The sequence below is a fragment of the Kitasatospora sp. MY 5-36 genome (genome assembly GCF_001182915.1).
Taxonomy (GTDB): Bacteria; Actinomycetota; Actinomycetes; order Streptomycetales; family Streptomycetaceae; genus Kitasatospora.
In genome coordinates this window covers 19,229-29,596 of sequence record NZ_LFVW01000085.1, presented here as the reverse complement: position 1 = coordinate 29,596, position 10,368 = coordinate 19,229, and the positions used below count along the sequence as shown (strand labels likewise).

8 protein-coding genes are annotated in these 10,368 nt (G+C 73.6%); 7 read left to right on the top strand and 1 reads right to left on the bottom strand.

Annotated features, from left to right (window positions below; all coding sequences use genetic code 11):
* Positions 1 to 2,155, bottom strand: a 2,155-nt coding sequence (locus tag AE652_RS07100; RefSeq protein WP_053111995.1) for a transglycosylase domain-containing protein, incomplete at its 3' end; no start/stop codon positions are given.
* A 273-nt stretch (positions 2,156 to 2,428) separates the two neighbouring features.
* Here AE652_RS07100 and AE652_RS07095 point away from each other — a divergent pair.
* The 7 genes from AE652_RS07095 to AE652_RS07065 all read left to right on the top strand — a co-directional run bounded on the left by AE652_RS07095 (position 2,429) and on the right by AE652_RS07065 (position 10,364).
* Positions 2,429 to 3,226 (top strand): ABC-2 family transporter protein, encoded by a 798-nt coding sequence (locus AE652_RS07095; protein WP_049650305.1) that lies wholly within the window; start codon positions 2,429 to 2,431, stop codon positions 3,224 to 3,226.
* Entirely contained in the window at positions 3,219 to 4,097 is an 879-nt protein-coding gene (locus AE652_RS07090) for an ABC transporter permease (protein WP_053111994.1), read from the top strand. The genes AE652_RS07095 and AE652_RS07090 overlap by 8 nt, the downstream gene beginning before the upstream one ends.
* Before the next feature lie 36 nt (positions 4,098 to 4,133).
* Positions 4,134 to 5,096, top strand: a complete 963-nt coding sequence (locus tag AE652_RS07085; RefSeq protein ID WP_049650304.1) for an ATP-binding cassette domain-containing protein — start codon at positions 4,134 to 4,136, stop codon at positions 5,094 to 5,096.
* A 168-nt stretch (positions 5,097 to 5,264) separates the two neighbouring features.
* Positions 5,265 to 6,503, top strand: coding sequence for a glycosyltransferase (locus AE652_RS47285; protein ID WP_053111993.1), 1,239 nt, complete (start codon positions 5,265 to 5,267; stop codon positions 6,501 to 6,503).
* A gap of 2 nt (positions 6,504 to 6,505) precedes the next feature.
* Positions 6,506 to 7,801: a nucleotide sugar dehydrogenase gene (locus tag AE652_RS07075; RefSeq protein ID WP_049650311.1), complete on the top strand. Its 1,296-nt coding sequence runs from the start codon at positions 6,506 to 6,508 to the stop codon at positions 7,799 to 7,801.
* Between the two features lie 91 nt (positions 7,802 to 7,892).
* Positions 7,893 to 9,188: a DUF445 domain-containing protein gene (locus AE652_RS07070; RefSeq protein WP_049650303.1), complete on the top strand. Its 1,296-nt coding sequence runs from the start codon at positions 7,893 to 7,895 to the stop codon at positions 9,186 to 9,188.
* 135 nt (positions 9,189 to 9,323) lie between these two features.
* Positions 9,324 to 10,364 carry an adenosine deaminase gene (locus AE652_RS07065; protein WP_369808275.1) on the top strand — a complete coding sequence of 347 codons (1,041 nt, stop codon included), beginning with the start codon at positions 9,324 to 9,326 and terminating at the stop codon, positions 10,362 to 10,364.
* The last annotated feature ends 4 nt before the right edge of the window (positions 10,365 to 10,368 follow it).

Sequence of the window (10,368 nt, the reverse complement as noted above, 5' to 3'; positions counted from 1 at the left end):
CGGGGGCGCTGGGCGTGTGGCCGGCGGGCGTGCCGGGGGCCGGGTCGGTGGTGGCGGGTTCGCCGCCGGCGGCCGGGGCGGTGGTCGGGGGGGTGGCGCTGGGGCTGCTGCTAGCGGACACGCCGGGCCAGGGGGTGGCGGTGGTGGCGCCGTGTCCGGTCCGGAGGTCGAAGTCCTGGGTGGGGGTGCCGTCGAGGGCGGCGGCGGTGTAGGCGGTCCAGATCCGGGTGGGGAAGGCGCCGCCGTTGATCCGGCTGAGTCCGGCGGTGCCGGCCAGCGGTTCCTTGGCGTGGGTCTTCGGGTTCTCCCGGAACAGGCCGACGGTGGTGGCGAGTTCGGGGGTGTAGCCGGCGAACCAGGCGGAGAGGTTGGAGTCGGTGGTGCCGGTCTTGCCGGCGGCGGGGCGGCCGAGGTCGAGGGCGGCGGCACCGGTGCCGCGCGGGCTGATGACGTCGCGCAGCACGTCGGTGACGGAGTCGGCGATCTCCCGGTCGAGGGCGTCGGTGGGGTTGTGCTCGGGCATCTTGGGGACGTCGACGGCGCCGCCGGGGTTGACGCGTTCGAGTTTGAGGACGGACCAGGGGGTGTGCGCCTGGCCGTGGTCGGCGATGGTGGCGTAGGCGCCGGCCAGGTCGAGGGCGCTGGGGGTGGCGGTGCCGAGGGTCATCGAGGTGTTGGCCGGGTCCATGCCGCGGACGCTGTCGGGGATGCCGAGTCTGACGGCGGTCTCCCGGACGCGGGCGAGTCCGGCGTCCACGCCCTCCTGGGCGTACACGGAGTTGACGGACTTCACCATGGCGTAGCGCAGGGTGATGTTGCCGTAGTCGACGCCGTCCTCGTTGGGCGGGGCGTAGGGGGTGGGGCCGCCGGTGACGGGGCGTTCGCTGGTGCCGTCGTAGCGGGACTCGGTGGTGATCGGGCGGCCGTCGAGGTCGTGCTGGGCGACCAGGCCGGCGGCGAGGTCGATGGGCTTGAAGGTGGAGCCGATCTGGTTGTCCTGGCGCAGCGCGTCGTTGTAGGGCTGCTTGGCGTAGTCGGGGCCGCCGTAGACGGCGACGACCCGGCCGGTGGCGGGTTCGACGGAGGCGCCGGCGACCCGGACGTCGGTGTCGGTGGTGGGACGGGCCTGGGGGTCGAGTTCGCCGGTGAGCTGCTCCTGGACGGCCTTGGCGAAGGCGTCCTGCCGGAGCTTGTCGAAGGTGGTGGTGATGCGCCAGCCGCCGGCCTTGAGGGTGGCGGCGTCGATGGTGCCGGAGGAGACGAGGTAGTCGTCGGCGACGCCGACCAGGTACCCGGCCTGGCCGGCCAGGCCGGTGGCGGGCTGGGGGTCGATCGGGTCGGGGAAGGTGGTGGCGGCGCGGTCGGCGGGGGTGAGGAAGCCGAGTTGGACCATGCCGTCGAGGGCGTAGTTCCAGCGGGCGACGGCCTTCTCGCGGTTGGCGGGGGTGGCGGTCTTGACGTCGTAGAGGCTGGGGGCCTGGAGCAGGGAGGCGAGGTAGGCGCCCTGGCCGAGGGTGAGTTGGGAGACGTCGACGCCGTAGTAGGCGTGGGCGGCGCTCTGGATGCCGTAGGCGCCGCGGCCGAAGTAGCTGCTGTTGAGGTAGCCGGCGAGGATCTCGCGCTTGTCGCGCTGCTGGTCGACCTTGAGGGCGATGAGCAGTTCGCGGCCCTTGCGCTCGAGGGTGCGGTCCTGGGTGAGGTAGTAGTTCTTGACGTACTGCTGGGTGATGGTGGAGCCGCCCTGCATGCCCTTGCCGAGCAGGGTGTTCCAGCCGGCCCGGAGCATGCCCTTCAGGTCGATGCCGCGGTTCTGGTAGAAGGTGCGGTCCTCGGCGGAGACGACGGCCTGCTGGGTCGGGAGCGGGATCTGGTCGATGGTGACGTCGGTGCGGTTGACGGCGCCGGTGCGGGCGATCTCGGTGGTGCCGTCGGCGTAGAGGTAGATGTTGTTCTGGGCGACGGCGTGGGCGTTGGGGTCGGGCACCGGGACGATGACGTAGAGCACGGCGAAGCCGCCGGCGGCGAGCAGGAGCAGCGCGGTGAGGGTGCCGAGGGTGATCCGCCAGGTGGGCAGGAGCCGGCGCCAGAGCGGGAGGGCGCGGCGGGCCTCGCGGCGGGCGGCCCGTTTGGCCTGGCGGCGGGTGCTCAAGGTCATGCCGAGATTATCTGCTATTTGACGTCGGCTCAGGTCGGAAAAACCGGGTGCGGGTGGTGCGGGCCGGAGGTACGGTGAAAGGTGAAAACCGCATAGCGCACCGACTTTTCGGCGCACTGGCCTTCCAGTGCACCGGCTTTCCGGCGCACCGACTTCCGCAGCTCCGCCCGCCAGGCCCGGCACCCCCCGGGTACGGCCGGTCGGAGCCGCTGGGGCGTGCGCGGATGTCGAGGGGCGCCTCCCTCTGCCCACATTTGTCGACAAGGAGACAATATGCTCTACGCCGCCGTTGCCCGCGGCGCCTTCCGCCGCTACTCCACCTACCGGGCCGCCACCGTGGCCGGCACCTTCACCAACACCGTCTTCGGCATCATCCTGGCCTCCTCCTTCCTCGCCCTCTGGCAGGCCCGCCCCGGCCTCGGCGGCTACGACCAGAGCCAGGCCGTCACGTACATCTGGGTCAGCCAGAGCCTGCTGGTCACCGTCGCGGTGTGGGGCGGCGGCTTCCAGGACGATCTCCAGGACCGCTTCCGCAGCGGCGACATCGCCGTCGACCTCTACCGCCCGGTCGACTTCCAGGGCTGGTGGCTGGCCTCCGACCTCGGCCGGGCCGGCTTCCAGGCGCTGGTGCGCGGCACCGTGCCGATGCTGATCGGCGCGCTGGTGTTCCGCATCCGGCTGCCCGAACACCCGCTGACCTGGGCGTTCTTCCTGCTCTCCGTGCTGCTCGCGGTGATCGTCAGCTTCGGGCTGCGCTTCCTGGTCTCGATCACCGGCTTCTGGCTGCACGACTCGGAGGGGGTGCGCTCGGTGATGCTGGTGGTCTCGATGTTCTTCTCCGGGATGCTGCTGCCGGTCGCGCTGTTCCCCGGCTGGCTCGGCGACCTCGGCCGGGTGCTGCCCTGGTCGGCGCTGGTGAACGTCCCCACCGACGTCTTCCTGGAGCGGACCGGCGGCGCCGCGCTGCTCGGGCCGCTCGGCTTCCAGCTCGGCTGGGCCGCGGTGCTGCTCGCCGCCGGGCGGGGCGCCCAGTGGCTGGCCACCCGCAGGGTGGTGGTGCAGGGTGGCTGAGCAGTTCGTGCGGCAGCCCCTCGGGCCCCGCGACTCCTTCGGGCCCCGCGAGCCCCTCGGGCCCCGCACCGCCTGGGCGCTGCGCTCCTGGTGGCTCTGCGCCCGGATGTGGATGCGCTCGATGATGGCCTACCGGGCCTCCTTCGCCCTGAACCTGGTGGCCAGCCTGGTCACCCACTCCCTCGACTTCGTGGTGCTGGTGATCATGTTCCGGCACACCGACCGGCTCGGCGGCTGGAGCCTGCCGGAGACCGCCTTCCTCTACGCCACCGCGGCCTTCTCGCTCGGCACGGCCAACCTGCTGGTCGGCTCGGCCGAGGGCCTGGGCGCGCGGATCCGGAGCGGCTCGCTGGACACCATGCTGATCCGGCCCGCGCCCGCGCTCTCCCAGCTGTGCGCGGAACGCTTCACGCTGCGCCGGCTCGGCCGCCCGCTCCAGGCCGTCGCCGTGCTGGTCTGGTCGCTGACCGCCCTGGACGTGCACTGGACCTGGGACCGGGTGCTGCTGGTGCCCGTCCTGCTGCTCTGCGGCACCGTCATCTTCGGCGCGGTCTACGTCGGCGGCGCCACCGTCCAGTTCTGGTGGGGCGAGTCCAAGGAGATCCAGAACTCCTTCACCTACGGCGGCGCGACCCTGCTGCACTACCCGCCGACGATCTTCGCCAAGGAGCTGGTCGCCGCGGTGGTCTTCGGCGTCCCGCTGGCCTTCGTCAACTGGCTGCCCACGCTGCGCATCCTCGACCGGCCCGACCCGCTCGGCCTGCCCACCGCCTTCCAGTTCGCCTCCCCGGTCGCCGCCGCGGTCTGCGTCCTCGCCGCCGGACTCGCCTGGCGGGCCGGGCTGCGCGCCTACCGCGGCACCGGCAGCTGAACCCCCGCCGCTTCGCTTCGCTTCGTGAGGAACCCCATGGCACTGATCGAACTGCAGGACGTCCACCGCACCTTCACCGTGCGGACCCGCACCGGCCGGTTCAGCCGGGCCAGGCGCGAGGTCCGCGCGGTGGACGGGCTCGGCTTCACCGTCGAGGCCGGCGAGTGCGTCGGCTACATCGGGCCCAACGGGGCCGGCAAGTCCACCACCATCAAGATGCTCACCGGCATCCTCGTCCCCAGCTCCGGACGGCTGCGGGTGGCCGGGGTCGACCCGGCCCGGGAGCGCGTCGCGCTGGCCCGCCGGATCGGCGTCGTCTTCGGCCAGCGCACCACCCTCTGGTGGGACCTGCCGCTGCGCGACTCCTTCGAGCTCGCCCGCCGGATCTACCGGATCCCCGACGCCCGGTACCGCGAGAACCTCGACCGCTGCGTCGAACTGCTCGACCTCGGCGGGCTGTTGGACACCCCGGTGCGCCAGCTCTCGCTCGGCCAGCGGATGCGCGGCGACCTCGCGGCGGCGCTGCTGCACGACCCCCGGGTGCTCTACCTGGACGAGCCGACCATCGGCCTGGACGTGGTCAGCAAGGGCCGGGTGCGGGAGTTCCTGCGCGAGGTCAACCGGGACCGGGGCACCACCGTGCTGCTCACCACCCACGACCTGACCGACATCGAGCAGCTCTGCGGCCGGGTGATGGTGATCGACCACGGCCGGCTGGTGTACGACGGCGGGCTGGAGGGGCTGCACGCCACCGGCCGCAGCGAGCGGACGCTGGTGGTGGACCTCGCGCAGGAACTCGGGCACCCGGTCGAGGTGCCCGGGGCCCGGGTCACCCGGGTCGAGGGGCCGCGCCAGTGGCTGGCCTTCCCGGCCCAGGAGAGCGCCGCGCCGATCGTAGCGGCGGTCGCCGCGCGCTACCCGCTGGTGGACCTGTCGGTGCGCGAGCCGGCCATCGAGGACGTGATCGCCCGGATGTACGCGGAGGTCGCGATCGGCTGACGGGTGCCGGGGCCGGTTCGCCTCCCCGGTCGTCGCTCACCCGTGCGACGGCCGGGGGTGCGTTCGGTTCCGCGTCACCGGTGTGGGTGATCGTCGTGACCCCCGGCCCCCACCGTGAGTTGACCCGGCATCACTCGCCGATGTCCGGAACCGGAGGCCCGCCACCCGATGGCCGTACCCGACGTGACCGTGGTGGTCGCGGTCTACAACACCATGCCGTACCTCACCGCCTGCCTGGACTCGCTGGTCGGGCAGTCCCTGGCGCCGGGGCGGCTGGAGGTGGTGGCGGTGGACGACGGCTCCACGGACGGCGGCGGGGAGCTGCTGGACGAGTACGCCGCCCGCCACCCCGGGCTGTTCACGGTGGTGCACCAGTCCAACTCGGGCGGCCCGGCCGGCCCGACCAACCGCGGCCTGGAGCTGGCCCGCGGCCGCTACGTGCTGTTCCTCGGCGCGGACGACTGGCTCGGCGAGGAGGCGCTGGAGCGGCTGGTCACGGCCGCCGACGCCTGGGGCTCGGACGTGGTGGTGCCCAAGCAGGTCGGGGTGAACGGGCGGCTGGTGCCGCAGGGGATCTTCCACGCCGACGCCGAGTCGGTGGGCTTCGCCGACTCCGCGCTGGCCTGGGCGCTGGCCGACACCAAGCTGTTCCGGCTCGACCTCGTCCGGCGCCACGGGCTGCGCCGCGACGAGGGGTTGAAGGTCTTCTCGGACCAGCCGTTCACCCTGGAGGCCTGCCTGCGGGCGGCCAGGGTGTCCGTCCTCGCCTCCTACGACTGCTACTTCCTGGTGCTGCGCGAGGACCGGGGCAACGTCACCGAGCGGGCCGGGGTGCTGGACCGGCTGCGCGGGATCGCCGCGCTGCAGCAGGTGGCCGTCGAACTGGCCGAGCCGGGCGAGGAGTTGGACGCCATCCGGGCCCGCAGCTTCGGCTGGGACGTGCCGCGGCTGCTGCGGGAGGGCTTCCTGCTGCTGACCGCGGACATGCAGGAGCGGGTGTGCGTCGAGACCGCCCGGCTGGTCGAGCGGTTCGGCGCCCGCGAGGTGTACCACCGGCTGCCGGTCGCCGAGCGGGTGCGGCTCGAACTCGCCTGCGCGGTACGGCCGGAGGCGCTGCGCGACCAGGTCCGCTACGAGGCGGCGCACGGCGATCCGCCGGTGGTGGTGGACGGACGGCGGCAGTACGCGGGCTACCCGGCGTTCCGGGACGCCCGGCTCGGTCTGCCGGACGAGCTGTTCCTGCTGCGCGAGGAGGCGGCGGTGGCGGAGGTCGAGGCGGCCGCCGGGCCGCTGGACCTGGCGCGGCAGCTGTGGCGCGGTCTCGTCCCGGAGCAGGTGCGGCGCGGGCTGCGGAGGAACCCGGCGTGGCGCCGGCTGGCCGACTCGGTGAACGGAGGACGGGGATGAGCCTGGACGTCTGCGTGGTCGGGCTGGGCAAGCTGGGCCTGCCACTGGCGGTGCAGTTCGCGCTGAAGGGCCACCGGGTGACCGGCGCGGACATCGCGCCGGGCGTGGTGGACAGCGTCAACCGGGGCGTGCCGCCGTTCCCCCGGGAGGCGGGCCTGGACCAGGCGCTCAAGCGGGTCGTCGCCGAGGGCCTGCTGCGGGCCACCACCGACACCGCGGCCGCGGTCGCCCGGGCCGAGGCCGTCGTCGTGGTCGTCCCGCTGGTCACCGCCGCCGACGGCAGCCCGGACTTCGCCCTGCTGGACGCGGCCACCGACGCCGTCGCGGCCGGGCTGCGCCGGGGCACCCTGGTCAGCTACGAGACCACCCTGCCGGTCGGCACCACCAGGGAGCGCTGGGCGCCGCGGCTGTCGGCCCGGTCGGGTCTCGCGGCCGGGACGGACTTCGCGCTGGTGTTCAGCCCGGAGCGGGTCCGCACCGGACGGGTCTTCGCGGACCTGCGGCGCTACCCCAAGCTGGTCGGCGGCCTGGACGCGTCCTCCACCCGGCGCGGCGCCGAGTTCTACCGGGCGGTGCTGGACTTCGACCCGCGCCCCGACCTGCCCCGGCCCAACGGCGTCTGGGAGCTGGCCTCGGTGGAGGCGGCCGAGTTCAGCAAGCTCGCCGAGACCACGTACCGGGACGTGAACATCGCGCTGGCCAACCAGTTCGCCCGCTACGCGGACGAGGTCGGGGTGGACTTCGCGGAGATCGCCGACGCCTGCAACTCGCAGCCGTACAGCCACCTGCACCGGCCGGGCATCGCGGTCGGCGGGCACTGCATCCCGGTGTACCCGCGGCTGTACCTGTGGAACGACCCGGGGGCGACGGTGGTCCGGGCGGCGCGCGAGGCCAACCTGGCGGTGCCGGGGTACGCGGTGGGCGTGCTGGCGGGCGCGGTGCCGGGCGGGATCGCCGGGCAGGGCGTGCTGGTGCTCGGCGCCTCGTACCGGGGCGGGGTCAAGGAGACGGCGTACTCCGGGGTGTTCCCGCTGGTCGAGGCGGTGCGGTCGGCGGGCGCGCGGCCGTACGTCAGCGACCCGCTGTACGAGGCGGAGGAGCTGGCGGCGCTCGGGCTGCCGCCGTACGGCGGGGAGCCGGTGGTGGCGGCGGTGCTGCAGGCGGACCACCCGGAGTACCGGGACCTGGCGCCGGTGGACCTGCCGGGGGTGCGGGTGCTGCTGGACGGGCGGCGGTGCACGGACCCGAAGCGCTGGGCGGGCGCGGAGGTGCGGCGGATGGTGCTGGGCGGGGAGTGAGGCCCCTCCTCGCCCGGCCCCGTGAGGCCCCCGGGGCGCGTGATCGCGATGCGCGCCCCCGTCCGCGCCGGGCAACGGGCAGACTGGCGGGGTGAGTGACGATGCCTTCAGCGGGACCGGCCCCGGAGTCCGGTTCACCGCGGCCGACGAGGAGAAGAGACGCGGCGTCCGCCGGATGAAGACCATCGCGACCGGCCTGCTGGCCTTCGCGACCCTGGTCTTCGCCCTGGCCACCTGGGCCAAGGCGGCCGGCGCCGGCCCCTGGGCCGGGTACGTGGCGGCCGCCGCCGAAGCGGGCATGGTCGGCGCGCTGGCCGACTGGTTCGCGGTGACCGCGCTGTTCCGCCGGCCGTTCGGCCTGCCGATCCCGCACACCGCGATCATCCCGACCAAGAAGGACGCCTTCGGCCGCTCGCTCGGCGAGTTCGTCGGCGAGAACTTCCTCTCCGGCCACGTGGTCCGCGGCCGCCTGGCGGCGCTCGGCATCGGCCGCCGGCTGGGGGAGTGGCTGGCCGCGCCGGGCAGCGCCGAGCGGGTCACCAAGGAGGCCTCGGCGGCGCTGCGCGGCCTGCTCGCGGTGCTCCGCGACGACGACGTGCGGGCGGTGGTCGCCGAGGCGGTGACCAGGCGGGCCGCGGCCACCTCGGTTGCCGAGCCGATGGGCCGGATGCTCGGCAAGGTGGTCGCGGACGGCGGGCACCACGGGGTGGTGGACCTGGTCGCCGTCCGGGCGCACGGCTGGCTGACCACCAACCACGAGGAGGTGGTCCAGAAGGTCACCCAGAAGACCCCGGGCTGGACGCCCAAGTTCATCGACCACCAGGTCGGCGAGCGGGTCTACAAGGAGCTGATGCGCTTCGTCACCGAGATCCGGGACGACCCGGACCACCCGGCCCGCGGCGCGATCGACAACTTCCTCGCCGACTTCGCGACCGAGCTGCAGACCGATCCGGAGACCATCGCCCGGGTCGAGCGGGCCAAGGGCGAGCTGCTGGCCCGCCCCGAGGTGCAGGACCTGATCAACTCCACCTGGGCGGCCGTGCGCACCCTGGTGATGGGCGCGGCCGAGGACGAGGACAGCGAACTGCGCCGGCGCATCCGCGACGGCGTGCGCCGCTTCGGCGAGCGCCTGGCCACCGACCCCAAGCTCCAGGCCAAGGTGGACGGCTGGCTCCAGGACGCCGCCCAGTACCTGGTCGACACCTACCGCACCGAGATCACCTCGCTGATCTCCGAGACGGTGGCGGGTTGGGACGCCGACGACGCCTCCCGCAAGATCGAGGCCAACGTCGGCCGCGACCTCCAGTTCATCCGGATCAACGGCACCGTGGTCGGCGCCCTGGCCGGGCTGCTGATCCACACCGTGGCGGTCGCGCTCGGGGGGTGATCCGGGGACGGCGCCCCCGGCGTGGGCCTATCCTGGGCCGAACTTCGCGATACGCGCGTAGAAGCACGGAGAAGGAAGAAGGGAACCACCGTGGTCCAGCCGGACGGAAGTCGGATCGTCCCCCACACCAGCCGGATCGGCTCCACCGACCGGAGCATCGAGGCGTTCATCGCCGGGATGCCCAAGGCGGAGCTGCACGTCCACCACGTCGGCTCGGCCTCGCCGCGCGTCGTCGCGGAGCTGGCCGCCCGGTACGCCGGGAACTCCAAGGTGCCGACCGACCCGGCGGCGCTCGCCGAGTACTTCACCTTCACCGACTTCGCGCACTTCATCGAGGTCTACCTCAGCGTGGTGGACCTGGTCCGGGACGCCGAGGACGTCCGCGCGCTCACCTACGGCGTCGCCGAGGACATGGCCCGGCAGAACATCCGGTACGCCGAGCTGACCATCACCCCGTACTCCTCGGTCCGCCGGGGCATCCCCGAGGTCGCCTTCATGGAGGCGATCGAGGACGCCCGGCTGCGCGCCGAGAAGGAGCTCGGCGTGGTGCTGCGCTGGTGCTTCGACATCCCGGGCGAGGCCGGGCTGCGGTCCGCCGAGGAGACCGCCCGGCTGGCCACCGAGCTGGGCCCCGAGGGCCTGGTCAGCTTCGGCCTGGGCGGCCCGGAGATCGGCGTGCCGCGCCCGCAGTTCAAGCCGTACTTCGACCGGGCCCGGGCGGCCGGCCTGCACAGCGTGCCGCACGCGGGCGAGACCACCGGGCCGGAGACGGTCTGGGACGCGATCCGGATGCTCGGCGCCGAGCGCATCGGGCACGGCACCCAGGCGGTGAAGGACCCGGCGCTGCTCGATTACCTGGGCGAGCACCGCATCCCGCTGGAGGTCTGCCCGACCTCCAACATCGCCACCCGGGCCGTGGAGCGGATCGAGGACCACCCGATCAAGCGGATGGTGGACGCCGGACTGCTGGTGACGGTCAACAGCGACGACCCGCCGATGTTCGGCACCGACCTCAACACCGAGTACGCGGTGGCGGCGCGGCTGCTGGGCCTGGACGAGGCCGGGGTGGCGGGGCTGGCCCGCAACGCCGTCGAGGCCTCCTTCCTGGACGGGGCGGGCAAGACCCGGCTGACCGGGGAGATCGACGCCTACCTGGCGGGCTGGCAGCAGGCCTGACCTT

Excerpts from the sequence above, each read along its gene's own strand:
- AE652_RS07095 (WP_049650305.1), top strand. The coding sequence starts at position 2,429 with ATGCTCTACGCCGCCGTTGCCCGCGGCGCCTTCCGCCGCTACTCCACC.
- AE652_RS07085 (WP_049650304.1), top strand. The coding sequence starts at position 4,134 with ATGGCACTGATCGAACTGCAGGACGTCCACCGCACCTTCACCGTGCGG.
- AE652_RS47285 (WP_053111993.1), top strand. The coding sequence starts at position 5,265 with ATGGCCGTACCCGACGTGACCGTGGTGGTCGCGGTCTACAACACCATG.